A 19,044-nucleotide genomic window follows, 5' to 3' on the forward strand; every position below is an offset into this window, starting at 1 on the left:
CGTGCGGAAGATACCGTTAGTCGGATTTCGCTGTCCGCATTGCGATGCTCAGGGCGCAAGCCCTCCACGGCAACATGACAGTTGGCCGCGATCTTCGGCAGACAGCGAAACGGAAAGGAACGCGTTGCGGATGCAGGCTTGCAGAGCGCTCGGTCTTCTATTTGTTATCGAGCCGGTCCGTGCGACCGGCTCGTGTCTCCGTCCGTTGTCCGCCTCGACTTCTACTGCGCAGACATGCGCGCGTTGAGCCACGCGCCTGACGCGCCTGCTTCGCTCATGCCGTTCGTGCGAGGCGCGTGCAGTTCGTTCGCGGCGCGCCATTGCTTCGCCGTGTCGCCGTTCAGCTTGAACGTGCTGACCGTATCGGTGAGCTGTTGCGCCTGATCCTGCAAGGCTTGCGCGGCAGCGGCGCTCTGCTCGACGAGCGCGGCGTTTTCCTGCGTCACCTTGTCCATCTGCGTGACCGCATGGTTGATCTGCTCGATGCCTTCGCTTTGTTCCTTGCTGGAGGAGCTGATCTCCGCCACGATCTCGGTCACGTGGCGAATGCTCTTGACGACTTCGCTGATGATCTGCCCCGCGTCCTCCACCATCTTGCCGCCGGTACCCACCTGATTCACCGAGTCCGCGATCAGTTCCTTGATTTCCTTCGCCGCGACGGCGCTGCGTTGCGCAAGTCCGCGCACTTCGCTCGCGACCACCGCGAAACCGCGGCCGTGCTCGCCTGCACGCGCTGCTTCGACCGCAGCGTTGAGCGCAAGAATGTTCGTCTGGAATGCAATGCCGTCGATCACGCCGATGATCTCGACGATCCTGCGCGACGATTCGTTGATCGCGCTCATCGTGCTCACGACCTGATTCACCGCGTTGCCGCCCTTCACTGCCACGTCCGAAGCGCTCGAAGCAAGCTGGTTCGCTTCACGGGCGTTGTCGGCGTTCTGCTTGACCGTCGACGTAAGTTGCTCCATGGCAGCCGCGGTTTCTTCGAGCGAACTCGCCTGATGCTCGGTGCGGCTCGACAGGTCCATGTTGCCGCTCGCCACTTCGCGCGTCGCCTGGCTGATCGTGTCCGTGCCCTGACGCACTTGCGCGACGATGCCGTGCAAATTGCGGGTCATGCGTTCGAGCGCGGTCAACAGGCGCCCCACTTCGTCGGTCGTATCGACATGCAGGTGATGCGTGAGGTCGCCCGCCGCGACCGCTTCCGCGAGGCTGACCGCGCGGTTGATTGGCCGCGTGATGGTGCGCGTGATGAAGATGCCCGTTGCGATTGCGATCAGCGTCGCGACCAGTGCGAGCAGGATCATCTGGATTTTCGCGCGATGCGCTTCGGAAACCGCATCGGCCACGTCGTGCGCCATCCGCTCCGCCTGCACGTCGACCATTTTGTCGACAAGCAGGTAGTACGCGTCCTGAAGCCGCGCCATGTCGCCCTGATAGACGTCGCGCGCTTCCTGCTGCTGGTTCTTGCTCACCAGATCGAAGAAAGCTTTCACGCTCACCCCGTAGGCCGAGCGCGCGTCGAACTGCTGCTTGAACAACGCCTTCGTGTCATCGCTCGTCAGAAACTTTTCGAGCTGCCCGTAGGCTTGCGCATTGGCTTTGCGGATGGCCGCATAGTCGTCCATATACTGCTTGGCCTTGTCCGGCGAGGTAGTCAGCAGCAGATTGCTGAGAATGCCGTTCGCCTTGTAGCCGTTGCTCTTGATCTGATTGCTGAGCGCAATCAGCGTGTAGCGATGACTGACGATCTCGTCCATCTTCGTGTTCGTGGACTCGAGATGCTCGATACCCACGATAGCCGTGCCGACGAGCAGCGCGACCATCAGCGCGAAGGCGGAGCCGAGCCTAACCCCGATTTTCAAATTCGAAATCTTCATGTGTCTAATTCCTTGCCCTACCGCACGAAAAAAGTTGTCGCGAAACAGCCGTTGCTTAAGCCTGAAAGGTGCGCCCTGTCTCAAGGCGGTTCACTTCGATGACGTTTGAACCGCCGGCGCGCGCCGACGCGGGCGCGTGTATCCGCCCCTTCTCATTGCCGCCGCTTTCTTCAGACAATATGACGACACATTCTGGGAAACCTTGAGAGCTGGTTGCGCTAGAAAGTGAAAATTTCGCCAAACGTTTGCGTCGGCGCGGGAAAGGCCCCTGTTGGAGCGACAAGATGAGAAGGCGCGAATGCGGTCTGCGGAACGCGGCGGGACGGTTCTATGCGCCGGTCGGCTCTGACAACGCTCAAACGGCATAAGCGGGAACGCGCGTCATTTTGCCGCGAAACAGGGGACAGAGCCGGTGGGACAATTGGTGCATTACCCCTGACATTGGCTCAGACATGCTTACCTCTACCGCTGCACAATCCGCCCTCGCCGCCGACTCCGCTGCTTCGCCGGGCCCGGCCGTCAGTTCGCCGCCGCAGCAGCGCAGCCGCCGCGCCACGCCGCGGGCCGCTGGACGCACCGGCACCCGCAGCGCCGCGCGCTGCTCCAGCTGTGCGATGCGCCAGCTATGCATGCCACAAGGGTTGGCACCCGACGAGTTGTCCAAGCTCGAAACGCTCATCTGCTCCGCGCGGTCGGTGCATCGCGGGGACACGCTGTACCGCAGCGGCGACAGTTTCGACAACATCTATGCGGTGCGTTCGGGCTCGATGAAAACCGTCATGGCGCATCGGGACGGGCGCGAACAGGTCACCGGCTTGCGGCTTGCGGGCGAGGCGCTCGGCCTCGACGGCATCAGCGACGACCGGCACGCATGCAGCGCGCTGGCGCTCGAAGACAGCACGGTGTGCATCGTTCCCTACACGGCGCTCAAGTCACTGTGCCGCGAAATCGGCTCGATGCAGGAACGCCTGCACAAACTGTTGGGCGAGCAGATCGTGCGCGAAGCAGCCCAGATGATGGTGCTCGGCTCGCTCTCGGCGGACGAACGCGTCGCGGCCTTTTTGCTCGACGTGTCGGAGCGCAACGCTCAACGCGGTTATTCGTCGGCAGAGTTCAACCTGCGAATGACCCGCGAAGACATGGGCAGCTACCTCGGCATGACGCTCGAAACCGTGAGCCGCACCTTGTCAAGATTTCAAAAACGCGGCCTGATCGACACGCAAGGCAAGCACATTCGGATCGTCGATCTGGACGGATTGCGCCAGGTTTAGGCTCGGCGCGAGGGCGCGGACCGCGCGGCCGCGTCGTTTGCCACGATTTTCCGGTGGAGTTCGTGCCTTGGCATGGCATCTGCAAGCGGGTACAGTCTTTGTTTAGTCCGTCCCCCCGCAAGGAGACCCGGCGAAATGAACCGCGACCCCGGTCCACATCATCCGCTCGTTCAACGTTTGAGCGACGCGCGTCAAGTTACCGACGCCCTCTTTTCCATCGTCAAGCCGGAGTTCCTGTACGAGAGACCGATCCGTGAACGGCACCGGATTGTGTTCTATATCGGACACCTCGAAGCTTTCGATCGTAATCTGTTCGACAAGCGCCTGTTCGAACTCCCCGCGTTCGATGAGCAACTCGATCAGCTCTTCGCATTCGGTATCGACCCCGTAGACGGCGGTTTTCCGACCGATCAGCCTGGCGACTGGCCTTCGCTCGATACCGTGCGGCAATACGGTTTGAACGCCCGTCGACAGATCGACCGCGAACTGCAGGCGCTTACCGATTCCGCGCGAGTCGAGGCGTCCGGGCAATTGCTCAACGTGGCCATCGAGCATCGATTGATGCATGCCGAGACGCTTGCCTACATGCTTCACCAATTGCCGATCGAGCAGAAGGTGACGGATTTGCGCGAGCCCGTCGTGCACGGTCCGGGGCGCGTGAACAGCCTGTCGCCGATGGTCGGCGTGCCGGCCGGTCCGGCTGTGATCGGCATGCCGCGCGACGGCGGCCGCTTCGGCTGGGACAACGAGTTCGGCGAATTGCACGTGGACGTGCCTGCGTTCGAGATCGACCGCTATATGGTTACGAACGCCGCGTTTTGCGAGTTCATCGAAGCCGGCGGTTATCGCGAGCGGAAATGGTGGACGGAAGAAGACTGGGCGTGGAAAGAAGCCGAGCGCATCGAGCATCCCGCGTGCTGGTCGCGACGCGAGGCAAGCGGCCAACGTGGCGAATGGATGCTGCGTACCATGTTCGACGAAGTACCGCTTCCACCCGACTGGCCGGCATACGTGAGCCACGCGGAAGCGAGCGCCTACGCGCGCTGGGCGGGGAAGGCGCTGCCGACAGAAGCGCAATGGCAGCGCGCGGCGCACGGTGCGCCGCATGCGGGCTCCGGCAACTTCGACTTTCGCAGTTGGGATCCGCGTCCGGTTGACGCTTATCCGGACAATGTCAGCGCGTTCGGCGTTGAAGGCCAGTACGGCAACGGCTGGGAGTGGACTTCCACTTTGTTCGACGGATTGCCGGGGTTCGAACCGTTTCCGTTCTATCTGGGTTATTCGGCCAACTTCTTCGACGGCAAGCATTACGTGCTGAAGGGCGGATCGGCGCGCACCGCACAGTGCATGTTACGACCGACATTCCGAAACTGGTTTCAGCCGCACTATCAGTACGTTTATGCGGGATTTCGGTGCGTGAGGTGATTGGCGAATAAAGCATAAGGCGATTGGTTTGGGGTGACTGCAGCGGCCCCGTCGACAACTGCATCAGTTCCCAACACAGCGTGAGGAAGTGCCATGCGCCGCCCTTTTTCCGCAGTTGTGACGTGTTTCGCCGCAGCAGCGACCCCCCTCGTCGATCCGGCTGCATCGCTAGCCTGCACGCGCGTCGTCTATCTCGGCGACAACGACGACGTTATCACCGCCCGGTCGATGGACTGGAAGCTCGACGTCGCCACTAACCTCTACATCCTGCCGCGTGGCATCGCCCGCACCGGTGAATCCGGTCCGAACTCTCTTAAATGGACGGCAAAATACGGTAGCGTCGTGGCTACCGGTTATGACGTCTCCACCACCGACGGCATGAACGAAAAGGGGCTAGCCGCTCAACTGCTCTGGCTCGTCGAGTCGCAATATCCTCCCTTCGACAAAAACTCGAAACCGGGACTCACTATCGCCGCATGGGCGCAGTACGTGCTGGACAACTTTGCGACCGTCTCGGAAGCCGTAGCTGCGCTTGAGAAAGAGCCGTTCACAATCGTCACCGACAACGTCCCCGGAGAACAGCGCCTCACCACACTGCACCTCGCCATGTCGGACGCGACTGGCGACAGCGCCATCGTCGAGTACATCGGCGGTAAGCAGATCATCCATCATGGTCGGCAGTATCAGGTGATGACCAACTCGCCGACCTTCGACGAGCAGCTTGCACTGAACGAATACTGGAAACAGATCGGAGGCACCGTCTGGCTGCCTGGCACCAATCGCTCTGCTGACCGGTTCGCGCGCGCCTCGTTCTACGTCAACGCCATCCCTAAGAGTGAAGACCCCGCCATTGCACTTGCCAGCGTTTTTAGCGTGATCCGTAACGCGTCGGTGCCGTTCGGGATCACCACCCCCGGCGAGCCCAATATATCGTCCACACGCTGGCGCACCGTCGCGGATCACAAACGCATGCTTTACTTCTTCGAATCGGCCCTCACCCCGAGTACTTTCTGGGTCGATCTCAAGAAGGTCGACTTCTCCGCCGCCGCGCCTGTCAAACGTCTCGACCTCGGCAAGGATCAGCGCAATACATTCGGCGGCGAAGTCTCCAAGGACTTTCAACGCGCACCCGCGTTTCCCTTCCTCGGCATCGACGCCAGCAAGTCCCGCTGAGGCGCGGCGTTACGGAGTCCATGATTGCCTACGCGCCTTGCTGTGAGGTTCCCCCGCACTGTTGGTCAGCTTGCCCTCCGGCTCGAGATTTAAACGCACGGCGCGACCGCCCCGGAAATGACAGGCGAAGCGACGGCTGACTGGAACGTCTGACAGGACGTAGCAGCACGAGCGCATGCGGCCCGGCTATTCAGCCGTCGCCCTGTCAGGCGAAAAACTCCCGATCACGCAGCGGCCGCAGTGCGGAGGCGATTGACGAGCTGGTTGTCCTTGCCTTCCACCAGCGGCGTCAGCGTGAAGTTGAATTCGATCTCCTTGTACGCATCGTCTTTCAAACCGAGCGCCGCGCCGCCGCTCTTCCCGACCACCGGCGGAATGAGGTCTTCACGCGTGGCGTAGGCGAAGTCGTCCCAGATGAGCGGATCGCCTTCGATGTTGATCTGCGTGGTGAGCTTGCGCAAGCCATCGGCCTTCACGAAGAAGTGCACATGGGCGGGACGGTTGCCGTGCCGCGCCAGTACGTTGAGCAACTGTTGCGTCGCGCCTTGCGGCGGGCAGCCATAGCCCACGGGCATGAGCGTGCGGAACTCGTACGTGCCGTCGTCCTGTGTGCGGACAGCGCCGCGCAAATTGAACGGGCTTTGTGCGCCGGTCGGGTCGAAATGCGAATAAAAGCCCTTCGAATTGGCATGCCAGCATTCCACGACGGCGCCCGCCACCGGCTTGCCGTCCGGGCCCCGGACGGTGCCGCGAATGACGAGCGGACCGGCATCCGCATCGGCGTCCAGATCGATTTTCGACACGCCGTCGCGCACCGGCGCGCCTTCCACATAGAGCGGACCTTCGATCGTACGCGGCGTGCCACCGTCGATTTCCGCCTGCCGGTCTTCAGCGTCCATGCGGATGTCGAGATACTTTTCCAGTCCCAGTCCCGCGGCGAGCAAAGCCGCCTCGCCGTCCTGACCCAGCTTGTTCAGATAGTTCACACCTGCCCAGGTTTCGTCGGGCGTGATGTCCAGATCGTCAATGGCCTTGAACAGATCGCTCAACAAGCGATGCGCGATCTGCTTGGTGCGTGCGTCGCCTTTGTCGCTGTCAAGATTGGCGGCGGCCTTGAGCAGGTCCTGCACTTCCTGGGTGGCGAATACCTTGACGTTCATCATTGCTGTCTCCGTGATTATGTGGGGATTCTTCGAAAGCTCGCACTTACGCGTCGCCGTCGCGAATAGAGGATGGGTGACGGCACAACGGTGTCACCGAAATTTTCATGTAGGGAAACAACGGCAGCGCGGTGAGGATGTCGTGCAGTTCCGCGTTGCTGTCGACGTCGAAGATGCTGTAGTTTGCGTACTCGCCCGCAAGGCGCCAGATATGACGCCACTTGCCGCTTCTCTGAAGCTCCTGCGAATACGCTTTTTCACGCGCTTTGATTTCGTCAGCGACATGTGCCGGCACGTCGTGCGGAAAGTTCACATCCATGCGTACATGGAAAAGCATGATCGGTCTCCTAACTGATTACCTGGTGACTGCAATGAGGCCGTCGCGTGTGAAGCGCTTGACCCGGGCTTCGTCGAGCGCGATACCGAGGCCCGGCCCGCTCGGCACCGTCAATTCGAAATCGCTGTAGTCGAGCGGCTGCGTCAGGATTTCCTCGGTGATCAGCAGCGGCCCGAAAAGCTCGGTGCCCCACTGCAGATTCGCAAAGCTTGCGAACAGATGTGCAGAAGCAACCGTGCCGAACGCGCCTTCGAGCATCGTCCCGCCATACAACTCGATGCCGGCCGCATCCGCGATTGCCGCCACGCGCTGTGCCGCGAACAGGCCGCCGCTCTGTTCGATCTTGACGGCGAACACATCGGCGCCGTGATGCTTCGCGATCTCGAACGCGCTTTCCGGACCTTGCAGAATCTCGTCGGCCATCAACGCAATGGGGAAACGCCGCATCAGGCGCCCGAGCGCGGCGGGCGACATGACCGGTTGCTCGACCAGTTCGCAGCCGGCATCGGCGAGCGCAGGAATGGCCCACGCCGCCTGCGTTTCGCTCCACGCCATGTTTACATCGACGCGCACCGCTCCGCGCTCGCCTAACTCGCGCTTGATCTGCGCAACGTGCGCAATATCGGTCTTCAGTTCTTTAGCGCCGATCTTCAGCTTGAACACCTTGTGCCTGCGCGCGTCAAGCATGCGCTCCGCTTCGGCGATGTCCCTGCTGGTATCCCCGGAGGCGAGCGTCCACGCGATCGGCAAACGTTCGCGCCTGCGCCCGCCGAGCAGTTCGCTCACCGGAACGTTCAGACGCTTGCCATGCGCATCGAGCAAGGCGGTTTCGAGCGCGCTCTTTGCAAACGAGTTCACCTTGACCAGCTTGCCGATGTACGCCATCAGCTGCTGCACGCGCGTCGCGTCCTTGCCGATCGCGGCGGGCGCGAGGTAAGTGTCGATGGACAGCTTCATCGACTCGGGACTTTCGGGCCCATAAGCCATGCCCGCGATAGTCGTGCCCTCGCCGATTCCGACTATGCCGTCGCTGCAGAACACTTTCACCAGCATCAGCGTTTGACCATGCATGGTCGCGACGGACAGTTTGTGAGGGCGGATCGTCGGTAAATCGACGAGAGAGGTTTCGATGCGTTCGATCGTCGCTGTGGCCATGGGGAATCGTTTGGATAAATGCGGACGCGCGCTTTGCGCTCTTCACTCCAAGGTAAAGAACGCAGCAAGATCGGTCAAATAGATCAAATGTACGTTGCCGCATTCATCGCATTGATGACGTGCTCTTCGGTCACGCTACCGCGACGCGCTTTTGCAAGCGGCCAATTCCAGCGGCCAATTCCAGCCGCCACCCAGCAACGCAAGGCACGAGCGCTACCTTCGACGTGGCTCGCCGATACGAAGGTTTTCACAGGGTGCTCATGCATGAGATTCATATCGCGTATTTTTGGCCGGAATTTGACCGTCTCGCAGATCCGCTCATATCGTTCGAGCATTGTCATGACGAAGTCGATCCAACGCGCCCCGCTGCCCTCCTCTCATGGATGCGGGAATTCTCACTTCATGTTTTCCCATCATCATGAATCCTGATGCAGTGAACCCCCACCTGAGTGCGCCGTCATCCACCACGCGGCCAGTGCCTCGCACGAGGAGTGCCGCTCGGCGCGCAGTCACCACCGCCGTACTTGGGCAGATTCTCGAGTGGTACGACTTTTTTCTCTATGGCACCGCTGCCGCGCTCGTCTTCGGCAAGCTGTTTTTCCCCGTCGGCAGTGATCCGCTGACAGGCACGATCGCCGCATTTGGCGGCTTTACCGTGGGGTTCATCGCGCGGCCCATCGGCGGCGTGCTCTGCGGACATATCGGCGATCGCTACGGCCGTAAAGTGGTAATGATGCTCACGCTGCTGACCATGGGCTCGGCAACCGCACTGATGGGCGTGCTGCCCACGTATCAGCAGATCGGTATTGCGGCACCTGTCATGCTCGTGCTCCTGCGCATCATGCAAGGGCTCGCCGCGGGCGGCGAATGGAGCGGCAGCATTCTGTTGATCCACGAAAACGCGCCGCAGTCGAAGCGCGGCGCGCTCGCTGCGTGGAGCCCGTGCGGCGCGGCACTCGGCTTCGTGCTGTCGACCGGCGCATTCCTGCTCGTGCAGAACCTGTCGTCAACCGACTTCCAGAGCTGGGGTTGGCGCCTGCCGTTCCTCGGCAGCACCGCGCTCGTCGTGCTCGGCCTGTGGATGCGCCGCTCCGTTGGCGAAAGCGCGGCATTCGCCGAAGTGAAGGCGACGCGTCACCAGAGCCGCATGCCCGTGATCGAAGTGCTGAAGCAATGCCCGCGTGAAGTGCTCACCGTGTTCGGACTGCGCTTCGGCGAAGGCGCGGCGTCGTACATCTTCTTCGCGTTCTCTCTCGCATACGGCCAGTTTGTCGGCATCAAGTCCGCGTGGGTTCTCAGCGGGCTGACCATTTCGATGCTGCTCATGATTCCCGTCACGCTGTTCTTCGGCCACGTCACCGACAAAGTGGGACGCAAGCCCGTGTATCTCGCCGGCGCGATTGCCATCGTGCTTGTCGCGTGGCCGTACTTCGTGCTGCTCGGTTCGGGCGAATACTGGAAGGTCCTGGTTGCGCTGATCCTGGCGAACAGCATCACGCTTGGCATGCTCGAAGGCGCACAGCCTGCGTTCATCAGCGAAATGTTGCCAGTGCACCTGCGTTTCTCGGGCCTCGGCATTGGTCGCGAAGTGTCGTCGGTGCTCGGCGGCGGCCTTTCGCCGATGATCGCGACCGCATTGCTCGCGCACTATCGCAGCGCCCTGCCGGTTGCCCTCTATCTCGGCGCACTCGGCCTTGTCACCGTCATTGCCACTTTGCTGGCGCGCGAGACGTATCCGAAAGCGATGCGTATCGCCGCGCGCGAGCAGGCGGAATGACATCGTCACATCAATGACCAAGAGGTATCAAGCATGCAAACCCTTTCAAGCGATGCGATCGTCGATTCGCAGAACGATTACCCCGAATACGCCGGACCGTTGACGCTCGACGCGCTGATAGAAGAAGTCGAGCGCCGCCGCGAGGAGTTCGACGCGATCTCGCACGTGCCGCGCGACATGGTCGGCAAAATGAAACGCGCCGGCATCTTCCGCGCAAGCACGCCAAAGCGTTTCGGTGGCGACGCGCTGCCGCCTCCGCGTTTTCTCGAGATGCTGGAGCGTATCGCGATCGCCGACGGCTCCACAGCATGGGTTGCCGCATTCGGCTCGGCCAACACGTATCTGGCCGCGCTGCCGGTAGAAACTCAGGCACGCATCTACGCTTCCGGTCCCGACCAGGTGTTCGCGGGCGGCTTGTATCCGCTGCAAAAGGCCGAGCACGCGGCCGGCGGATACGTGGTGTCGGGCCAATGGCGCTTTGCGAGCGGTTGCAAGGGCGCGGACTGGATCGGAGTCGGCATCGGCGGAGCGCCTGCCGCCGCCGACGACAAGAACGCTGGCAAGCCCTTCACGGCCGTATTTCCGGCAAATGAAGTCGAAATCGTCGACAACTGGAACGTGGTCGGCATGCAAGGCACGGGTAGCCACGATCTGCGCCTGCAGAACAAATTCGTCGAAAAAGAGTGGACCTTCGTGCGTGGCGGCGTGGCGCTGATCGACGAACCGCTCTATCGCTACCCTGCTGTCGCGTATCAGGCGCAGGTGCACGCCGCGGTGAACATCGGTCTGGCTCGCGCCGCGCTCGACCTTCTGGCGAGCATGTCCGGTGTGACCAGGACCACTACGGGCGCACCGCGCCTTGCCGATCGTGCGTACTATCGCTCGGGCATCGCACTCGCGGAAGCACAGTTGCGCAGCGCACGGGCGTTCTTCTTCGAATCCGCGGAGGCGTCGTGGCGCACGGTGCTTGCGGGAGATCCGGTGCTGCCCGCCGAAGCGAACCTGCTCCGCCTGTCGGCCACGCATGCGGCCCACACGTGCGCGGACATCGTGATGCAGGCGTACAAGATGGCGGGCATCGGCGCGATCTATCGCGAGAATCGCATGCAACGCCTTGTGCGCGATTCGATCGTGGTCACGCAGCATGCGTTCCTTGGTGAAGGTACGTACGACGCGTCTGGCGCGGTATTCGTGGGCATTCCGCCCGTCACGCCTTACCCCTGATCGAGGCACGAAGACGATGCATGTCTGTCTTTTTCTGATCGGCGCGAGCGGCACCCACACGCCGCTCGATGCAAGTGCGCTGCAACGCGCCGCGTCACACGTGAGCGGTCTCAGGAAGTTGATCGTGCACGAAGCGACACGCGGCCAGGTCGATCCGCGTATTGCGCCTTCGGGCGACACTCCGTCGTGCGTTCTGCAATGGTATTTCGACGACCTGGCACCGCTCGAAGCTGCCTGTGCAAGCGACGGCGCCATCTGGCGTGCAGTGCAGACGGCTTCGATTGCGCAGTCGTTCAGTCAGCAGGTCATGGCCGTGCGCACGCTCAAGGCTTCGGCGGAAAGTGTCGTAGAGCGATGCACGTATCTCGTCGCGTACGAAGGTGTGGCTGAAGACTTCAACGCTTGGCTCACGCATTACCTGCAGAATCATCCCCCACTGATGCTGCAGTTGCCCGCGTTGCGCGAGCTCGAGGTTTACACGCGCATGGACTGCACGAGCGGCCTGCCTTTTCCGAAGTCGGATGCGATGCAGCGCAACAAGGTAGTCTTCGACGATACGGACGCGCTCATGGCCGCCCTCGCTTCGTCCGTACGCGATGCGATGCGCCGCGACTTCCACGCGTTGCCGCCGTTCTCCGGCACAACCCCGCATTTTGCAATGCGCAGCATGTACGGTAATCTCGCACATCAGCATCAGTGAGCGGGCGATCGCGACGCGGCTTTAACGCGCGCTTCGCCCTCGTTCTAGAGCGAAGCGCATGAACAAGCCGCATCCCGGCATTGCCGACCTGAATCTGCTGCGAGTGTTCCTCGCCATCTGGGACTTGCGCAGCCTCACCGCCGCGGGCGACAGGCTCGGCCTCACGCAGCCCGCCGTCAGCCACGCGCTGCGCCGATTGCGCAATCTGTTCGAAGACCCGCTGTTTTTGCGCACGCCGAGCGGCATGGTGCCGACCGACGCGGCATATCGACTCTATCCACCGCTCGCGCAGGCGCTCGGCATCATCAATGAAGCGGTGCAGCAGCTGGCGCGGTTCGATCCCGCCACGGCGCAGCGCGTGTTCCGCGTGTCCATGTCCGACATGTCGGAGTTCTACTTCCTTCCACCGCTCGCGGCCATGCTGGATCGCGAAGCGCGCGGCATTCGCATCGAGGTGGCGAACTTACCGGTCGAATCGGTCAGCGCCGCCATGCGCGCGGGCGAGATCGATCTCGCGCTCGGCTATGTGCCGGGCCTCGACGCGGGCTGCGCAAGCCAGACGCTCTTTCTCGACGAGCACGTGTGCGTGGTGCGCGCGGGTCATCCGTTGCGCAAAGCGAGGCCGACCCGCGAAGACCTCGCCGCGTTGCGCTACGTCTATGCGAGCACGAACGCCACGGGTCATCGCATGGTCGAGCAGTGGCTCGATGAACTGAACCTCAAGCGCGACGTGGTGCTGCGATTGCCGCATTTCGTCGTCGCGCCCGAGATCGTGATGAACACAGACCTCGCGGTGGTCTTCCCGAAAAGCATTGCGCGGCGCTTCAATCGCGGCAAGGCTTTTCGCGTGCTGCCGTTGCCTTTCTCGCTGCCGCCCATCGAAATCAAGGTCCACTCTCACACGCAATTCGCGTCCGACGCAGGCATTGCGTGGTTGCGCGGGGCCATCTTCGCGATGTTTCATCAGCCCGAAGTTTGATGGACCCGGCAGGCCCGCATATTTGCCACGCTGATACCTGCCGTTCTTTTCGGCCTATTTGACGCAGCTATCCGGCGAATCGACACTGTGTGATATGCGAAGCCTTCTGGAAGGCGCGCCTCACCATCACCCAGGCAAGCAGACATGTCCACGATTCAATCTTCGCCGGCGGCCGAACGTAATGCGGCAATGCCGGATCGCGCACTCAAACGTATCGTCGTGGCGTCAGTCGCGGGTAATGCGATGGAGTGGTATGACTTCTTCGTCTACGGCACCGCTGCGGCGCTCGTGTTCGGGCAACTTTTCTTCCCTGCGAACGCGGACCCGCTGATCGGCACGCTCGGCGCCTTCGCGGCCTTCGCCATGGGCTTCGTCGCGCGACCGCTCGGCGGCATTGTCTTCGGGCATATCGGCGACCGCTACGGACGCCGCGCCTCGCTCGTGTGGACGCTGCTCATCATGGGCTTCGCGACCTTCGGTATCGGTCTGTTGCCGACCTACGATCACGTCGGGCTTTGGGCGCCGGCCGCGCTCGTCGCGCTGCGTCTCCTGCAGGGCATCGCCTCGGGCGGCGAATGGGGCGGCGGTGTGCTGATGATCAGTGAAAGCGCCCCGCCCGAGAAGCGTGGCTACTACGCGGCGTGGAGCCAGCTTGGCGTGGGCGGCGGTTTCGTGCTGTCGTCTGCGGCTTTTCTCGGCGTGCAAGCTTTGCCGCACGATCAATTCGTGTCATGGGGATGGCGTCTGCCGTTTCTTGCCAGCATTCTGATCTTTGCGCTCGGCGTGTATATCCGTCACAACCTGCCGGAAAGCCGCGACTTCGAAAACGCCGACAAGGCAGGCAAGACAGCGCACATGCCGGTGGTGGAAGTCATCAAGCGCCATCCGAAAGAGATCCTCATGGCGATGGGTCTGCGCGTGGCCGAAAACGGCGGCGCCTACATCTTCCTCGCGTTCTCGCTCGTGTACGGCAAGTATGCAGGCATTCCCAGTTCGACCATGCTTACCGGCGTCATGCTCGCCATGGTGGTCGAGATGGTGGCCATGCTGTTGTGGGGTAAGCTCTCCGACCGCATCGGCCGGAAGCCGGTGTATATGATCGGGGCGATTTCTCTCGTGGCGATGGCGTTCCCGTTCTTCTGGCTGCTCAATACGCATTCCACGCCGCTCATCTGGCTCGCGCTCGTGCTTGGCACCGCGGTCTGCCACGGTGCGATGATCGGCACGCTGCCGGCGCTGGTCGGCGAACTGTTCAGCACGGAAGTGCGCTACTCGGGCGTGGCGCTCGGGCATGAAGTCGCATCCATCTTCGCTGGCGGCTTGTCGCCGCTCATCGCCACCGCCTTGCTGGCGCACTATCATGCGTATTGGCCTGTGGCGGTGTTCCTGATCGTCCTCGGTCTCATCACAGTCGTTACGTTGCGCTTCACGCACGAGACTCGCCAGCGGTAACGTCACCACTCCCTCTTCGAAAGCACTCGCGCGGCCCTGGCCGCGCGAGTGCTTTTTGCGTCTATGTCTGTCATATGTGGGCTTCCGGCTGCTGCTCGTAAAATCAGTTTGACCGATGCACATCACGCTTTTTTATATATTTTTCTTATTCGCTATGCGGCGTTAATCTGAAAGCGTCATCCCTCCCAAAGTCATCGGAAAGCATCATGCAAGCCCCTCTGCTCAAAGTCCGAGTCGACGCCGTCCGCGAAGAAGCGCACGGCGTGCGCTCGTTCAGCATCTCCCGCCTCGACGGCCTGCCATTCGATTGTTATGAGCCCGGCGCGCATATCGACGTAACGAGTCCATCCGGCTTCACGCGTCAATACTCTCTTTGCGGCGATCCGGAATGTCTGCAATCGCAAACCTTTGCGGTGAAAAAGGAGGACCATTCGCGCGGCGGCTCACGCTCGCTGCATGAAGAAGTGCACGTCGGCACGCAATTGTCGGTGAGCGCGCCGCGCAATCTGTTCCGCCTGCATGAAGGCGCGGACGAGCATGTGTTAATTGGCGCGGGCATCGGCATTACGCCGCTTCTGTCGATGGCATACCGGCTGTCAGCACGCAAGGCGCGCTTCACGCTGCACTACTTCGCGCGCAGCGAAAGCCACGCGGCTTTCATGCCGCTCTTCACTCAGGCTCCTTTCGATGCACACGTCAAGCTGCACTTCGGCGTGGAGCGCGATGCGCTGCCCCATGCACTCGACGCCTGTCTGCGCGACGCACGTGACAACGCACATGTCTACACCTGCGGTCCGGCACCGTTCATGGACCTCGTCGTCGAAACGGCGCAGAAGCGGCTGCGCGCTGAATCGATTCACCTCGAGCGCTTCAAGGCCGACGCCGCGCCGGCGGATGAAGCGTCGCTCGACAGCTTCGATGTGCAGATCGCGAGTACCGGTGAGACGGTTCACGTCGATGCGAAAACGTCGATTGTCGATGCACTTGCGTCGATCGGCATTGAAGTCGACACGTCATGCGGCGAAGGCGTGTGCGGCACCTGCATGGTCGACGTGGTGAGCGGAGAGCCGGAGCATCGTGACCATTGCCTGAGCAAGTCGGAACGCGCGAGCAACAGCGTGATCTGTTGCTGCGTATCTCGCTCGCGCTCCCCGGTGCTTGTGCTGGACCTATAGTTTTCAGGACTTGGTGAAGTCCGCGAGGATCTTGGAGATCAGCTCGCGCATCCACGCAATGCCTTCGTCCTCGTGAAAGTGCTCGTGCCAATGCATGGTCACCGCGGCCTTCGGCAGCGGAACCGGCAGCGAATAAATACGGAACGCATTGCCGCGATTCAGGATATGCGCGAGCCGCTCAGGCAGCGTCGCAAGTAGATCGGTCACGGCGAGCACACCCGGCACGGCGACGAAATGCGGCAGCGCGAGCGAGATATTGCGCCCCACGCCTTGTGCCCGCAACGCGTCATCCAGTTCATGATGACTGTGTTCCAACGAGCGCACCTGCACGTGCGACGCCGCGAGAAACCGCTCCAGTTTCAGCGTATCGCCCGCAGGCAGATCGCGGCGCTTGCGCGTCATGCATACGTACGACTCTTCGAACAGCAGGCTATGACGCGTGCGCGGCAGCAATGAAGGCAGATTGCCGATGGCGAAATCCAGCCGGCTCGCGCGCAACGCTTCCTCTATTTCCTCCACCGGCAACGGCTCGACCAGCAGCTTCACGCGCGGCGCGGCCTTCTCCAACGCTGCGCAGAGCGCCGGCAAATACGCCATTTCACCCGCGTCGGATAACGAAAGCCGAAAAGTGCGGGTGCTCGTGGCCGGATCGAAACGCTCCGCATAACGCAGCGCCTGTCGCACAGTGTCGAGTGCGCGGCCCACGATTTCCGCGAGTTCCAGCGCGACGGGCGTCGGTTGCATGCCGGCGCGCGTGCGGATGAACAGCGTGTCGTCGAACAGCGTGCGCAACCGGCCAAGCGAATAGCTGACGGCAGGTTGGGACAGCGCAAGCCGCTCGCCAGCTCGCGTCAGGCTGCGCTCTTCCACGATGGCCTGAAAAACGCGCAACAGGTTGAGATCGACATGGTCGATGGATGTCATGGGAAGTCTCGCGTTACATCGGCCACACTTATCCGTGGACCTGTTTTTAATCGATTTGACGCATGATCCACGCAAAGCGAGACTGATGTCAACGAGAGGAAGCGCCGATGCGGTAGCGCGCTTCTGATGTCAGCCCATCAACTACTCCCCCACGACCACGATGAGTACGCCGACCTATCAAACCATCGACACGAGCGCGCTCGCGAAGCGCGCGGAGTCCGATCGCATTGCGCCCTCGCTCTACTACGATCCGCAGCTTTTCGAGGAAGAACTGCAACGCATCTTCTACAGGACGTGGGTGTGGGTTGCGCACGACAGCGAGTTGCCCAAGCCGGGCGACTTCGTGACCACGACCATTGGCCGTCAACCGGTTATCGTCGTTCGTGACAAAACGGGTGCGGTGAATGTGCTGCAGAATCGCTGCCGTCATCGCGGCGCGACCGTGTGCGAAGAGCATAAGGGCAATGCGAAGGGCTTCACGTGTCCGTATCACAGCTGGTCGTACGCGCTCGACGGCACGCTGCGCGCGCTGCCCTATGGCGACGGCTACGAAGGCGTGTGCGAAAAAGGCGATCTGCCGCTCAAGAAGCTGCGGGTGGGCGTGTATCAAGGTTTGATATTCGCGAGCTTCAACGAACAGATCGAATCGCTGGAAGATTTTCTCGGCGGCGCGAAGCCGTGGATCGACCTGTTCATGAAGCAGGGCGCCGGCTATCCGATCAAGGCCAACGGCGAGCACAAGTTCAAATTCAAGGGCAACTGGAAGATTCAGCTCGAGAACACGACCGACCTTTATCACTTCCCGGTCGTGCACAAGTCGTGGATGAAGTCCATCGACGATGAAACGGCCGCTGTCATCACGAGCTTCATGACGAGCGAAGACGCCTTTTGCCGTTCGCTCGGCAATGGCCACAGCCTCGCTGTGCTGGTGCCGGAAATCGTCGACCTGGACCGTGACGACGGTGCGCCGCTGCCCGATCGTTTCAACGAACTCGCCGCGCAACTCTCACAAAAGCACACGCCTGAGGAAGTACGGCGCATCGTGCGTTCGCTGATGGGTGTCGGCTTCAATCTGAACCTGTTTCCTAACCTCGCGCTGTCGATGGCGTTCTTCCGCGTGCTGCGCCCCATCTCGGCCGAAGAGACGGAGATTCGTCACGTCGCGCTCGCCATGGACGGCGGCCCCGACGAAGCGAACCGCGTGCGCCTGCGCATTCACGAACACTTTCAGGGCCCGTTCGGCTTCGGTAGCCCTGACGACGCCGAAGCCTGGGAACGCGTGCAGCGCGGCTCATATGCCGGCCCTGACGTACCGATCCTCGTCAACCGCGGTCTGAACCGCGAAACGGCCGCACCGAACGGTGAGAAGACCGCTCACGCAACCGACGAAACAGGCATGCGCGAAGCCTACAGGCAATGGCGCGCAATGATGGAGCAAGCATGATGGACGACCGCAACGCACTTTTCTCCGACCAGACCTTCGCTTGCGCGATCGAATTCATCTGGCGCGAAGCCGAGCTTCTGGACCGGCGCGACTACCGCGCATGGCTCGAACTATGGGACCCCAAGGGCATCTACGTGGTGCCGATCGACCCCGACACGACCGACTACGCCGCAACACTGAACTACGCGTTCGACGACCAGCACATGCGCGAACTGCGCGTGCAGCGCATGACGTCGGGCTATTCGGCATCTGCATCCGATGCGGCCCGCACGGTGCGCACCGTGTCGCGCTTCACGCGGTCTTCGGATAGCGCGGATCTAGTCGAAGTGAAGTCGTCGCAGATCATCATTGCGTACAAGCGCGGCGTGTCGACGATCTTCGCCGCCGACCTGACGCACAAGATCGGCATGACAGACGGCGAACCGCGGCTCGTCGAGAAAGTTATCCGCCTGATCAATTCGACCGAAGCACTGAACGCCATCGGCTTCCTGCTTTGAATGCCAATCGCGCATCGGTGCCTGCATCGTGCAGTCACCGCGCCGATGCGTATTCCTGTTCCGACCATGCCGACACTCGAAGTCTATTTGCCTCAGGGTCATTCCGACGAGCGCAAGGCGTCGCTCATTCAAGGCCTCACGCAGGCGACCGTCGACGCGATCGGTGCGCCCGCCGAGTCCGTACGCATTCTGCTGTCCGAGTTGCCGGTCTCGCACATCGGGTTGGGCGGAAAGCTGACGGCCGCTGCGTTGCCGGTCATCATCGCAATTCTGATTGCAGGCCGCACGGAAGCGCAAAAAGAAGCGCTGATTGCGCACCTGTCAGAGACCAGCGCGTCCGTGCTGAATGTGCCTTTGCAGTCCACGCGCGTCATGATCAAAGACATTCCCAGCACCGATTTCGGCCTGGGCGGCAAGACCGCTCGCTCGTTGGGCCGATAAGTCATAGCCAGAACCGTACGCGGCGATCCG

At 61.7% G+C, this 19,044-nt stretch carries 18 protein-coding genes; 12 read left to right on the forward strand and 6 right to left on the reverse strand.

Going from position 1 to position 19,044, the window contains the following annotated elements:
- Positions 1-221: 221 nt before the first annotated feature.
- The gene (locus tag H281_RS0108490) at positions 222-1,880 is read right to left on the reverse strand and encodes a methyl-accepting chemotaxis protein (RefSeq protein WP_020066668.1); all 1,659 of its coding nucleotides are present in this window, start codon (positions 1,878-1,880) and stop codon (positions 222-224) included.
- 614 nt (positions 1,881-2,494) lie between these two features.
- On the opposite strand from H281_RS0108490, the gene H281_RS0108495 reads away from it, so the two are divergent.
- From H281_RS0108495 to H281_RS0108505, 3 genes are all read left to right on the forward strand, one after another.
- Positions 2,495-3,151: a helix-turn-helix domain-containing protein gene (locus H281_RS0108495; protein ID WP_027804412.1), complete on the forward strand. Its 657-nt coding sequence runs from the start codon at positions 2,495-2,497 to the stop codon at positions 3,149-3,151.
- 135 nt (positions 3,152-3,286) lie between these two features.
- Positions 3,287-4,576 carry an SUMF1/EgtB/PvdO family nonheme iron enzyme gene (locus H281_RS0108500; protein WP_020066670.1) on the forward strand — a complete coding sequence of 430 codons (1,290 nt, stop codon included), beginning with the start codon at positions 3,287-3,289 and terminating at the stop codon, positions 4,574-4,576.
- A 93-nt stretch (positions 4,577-4,669) separates the two neighbouring features.
- Positions 4,670-5,749 (forward strand): linear amide C-N hydrolase, encoded by a 1,080-nt coding sequence (locus H281_RS0108505; RefSeq protein WP_020066671.1) that lies wholly within the window; start codon positions 4,670-4,672, stop codon positions 5,747-5,749.
- Between the two features lie 224 nt (positions 5,750-5,973).
- Here the strand turns inward: H281_RS0108505 and catA are convergent, their stop codons facing one another.
- The 4 genes from catA to H281_RS0108525 form a co-directional block, all read right to left on the reverse strand.
- On the reverse strand, positions 5,974-6,909 hold the full coding sequence (catA, locus tag H281_RS0108510) for a catechol 1,2-dioxygenase (RefSeq protein ID WP_027804414.1): 936 nt from the start codon (positions 6,907-6,909) through the stop codon (positions 5,974-5,976).
- A 46-nt stretch (positions 6,910-6,955) separates the two neighbouring features.
- Positions 6,956-7,246, reverse strand: coding sequence for a muconolactone Delta-isomerase (gene catC, locus H281_RS0108515; protein ID WP_020066673.1), 291 nt, complete (start codon positions 7,244-7,246; stop codon positions 6,956-6,958).
- An 18-nt stretch (positions 7,247-7,264) separates the two neighbouring features.
- On the reverse strand, positions 7,265-8,401 hold the full coding sequence (locus H281_RS0108520; RefSeq protein ID WP_020066674.1) for a muconate/chloromuconate family cycloisomerase: 1,137 nt from the start codon (positions 8,399-8,401) through the stop codon (positions 7,265-7,267).
- Positions 8,402-8,484: 83 nt separating this feature from the next.
- A complete protein-coding gene (locus tag H281_RS0108525) occupies positions 8,485-8,742 on the reverse strand; it encodes a hypothetical protein (protein WP_020066675.1) in 258 nt (85 codons plus the stop codon).
- 77 nt (positions 8,743-8,819) lie between these two features.
- On the opposite strand from H281_RS0108525, the gene H281_RS0108530 reads away from it, so the two are divergent.
- The 6 genes from H281_RS0108530 to H281_RS0108555 all read left to right on the forward strand — a co-directional run bounded on the left by H281_RS0108530 (position 8,820) and on the right by H281_RS0108555 (position 15,708).
- Positions 8,820-10,178 (forward strand): MFS transporter, encoded by a 1,359-nt coding sequence (locus H281_RS0108530; RefSeq protein WP_027804415.1) that lies wholly within the window; start codon positions 8,820-8,822, stop codon positions 10,176-10,178.
- Positions 10,179-10,211: 33 nt separating this feature from the next.
- Positions 10,212-11,402: an acyl-CoA dehydrogenase family protein gene (locus H281_RS0108535; RefSeq protein ID WP_020066677.1), complete on the forward strand. Its 1,191-nt coding sequence runs from the start codon at positions 10,212-10,214 to the stop codon at positions 11,400-11,402.
- 16 nt (positions 11,403-11,418) lie between these two features.
- On the forward strand, positions 11,419-12,102 hold the full coding sequence (locus H281_RS0108540) for an EthD family reductase (protein ID WP_020066678.1): 684 nt from the start codon (positions 11,419-11,421) through the stop codon (positions 12,100-12,102).
- A 58-nt stretch (positions 12,103-12,160) separates the two neighbouring features.
- Positions 12,161-13,081, forward strand: a complete 921-nt coding sequence (locus H281_RS0108545) for a LysR family transcriptional regulator (protein ID WP_020066679.1) — start codon at positions 12,161-12,163, stop codon at positions 13,079-13,081.
- A gap of 144 nt (positions 13,082-13,225) precedes the next feature.
- Positions 13,226-14,533 carry an MFS transporter gene (locus H281_RS0108550; protein WP_020066680.1) on the forward strand — a complete coding sequence of 436 codons (1,308 nt, stop codon included), beginning with the start codon at positions 13,226-13,228 and terminating at the stop codon, positions 14,531-14,533.
- A gap of 206 nt (positions 14,534-14,739) precedes the next feature.
- Positions 14,740-15,708: a PDR/VanB family oxidoreductase gene (locus H281_RS0108555; protein ID WP_020066681.1), complete on the forward strand. Its 969-nt coding sequence runs from the start codon at positions 14,740-14,742 to the stop codon at positions 15,706-15,708.
- Between the two features lie 3 nt (positions 15,709-15,711).
- Here the strand turns inward: H281_RS0108555 and H281_RS0108560 are convergent, their stop codons facing one another.
- Positions 15,712-16,632 (reverse strand): LysR family transcriptional regulator, encoded by a 921-nt coding sequence (locus H281_RS0108560; RefSeq protein WP_020066682.1) that lies wholly within the window; start codon positions 16,630-16,632, stop codon positions 15,712-15,714.
- 160 nt (positions 16,633-16,792) lie between these two features.
- Between H281_RS0108560 and H281_RS0108565 the strand changes: the two genes are divergently transcribed.
- The 3 genes from H281_RS0108565 to H281_RS0108575 all read left to right on the forward strand — a co-directional run bounded on the left by H281_RS0108565 (position 16,793) and on the right by H281_RS0108575 (position 19,014).
- Positions 16,793-18,076, forward strand: coding sequence for an aromatic ring-hydroxylating oxygenase subunit alpha (locus H281_RS0108565; RefSeq protein WP_020066683.1), 1,284 nt, complete (start codon positions 16,793-16,795; stop codon positions 18,074-18,076).
- Positions 18,073-18,573, forward strand: coding sequence for an aromatic-ring-hydroxylating dioxygenase subunit beta (locus H281_RS0108570; protein ID WP_027804416.1), 501 nt, complete (start codon positions 18,073-18,075; stop codon positions 18,571-18,573). The genes H281_RS0108565 and H281_RS0108570 overlap by 4 nt, the downstream gene beginning before the upstream one ends.
- A gap of 66 nt (positions 18,574-18,639) precedes the next feature.
- Positions 18,640-19,014, forward strand: coding sequence for a tautomerase family protein (locus tag H281_RS0108575; protein WP_027804417.1), 375 nt, complete (start codon positions 18,640-18,642; stop codon positions 19,012-19,014).
- Positions 19,015-19,044: the final 30 nt, after the last annotated feature.

This window comes from Paraburkholderia caledonica, from assembly GCF_000383275.1.
GTDB classification, from domain to species: Bacteria; Pseudomonadota; Gammaproteobacteria; order Burkholderiales; family Burkholderiaceae; genus Paraburkholderia; species Paraburkholderia caledonica.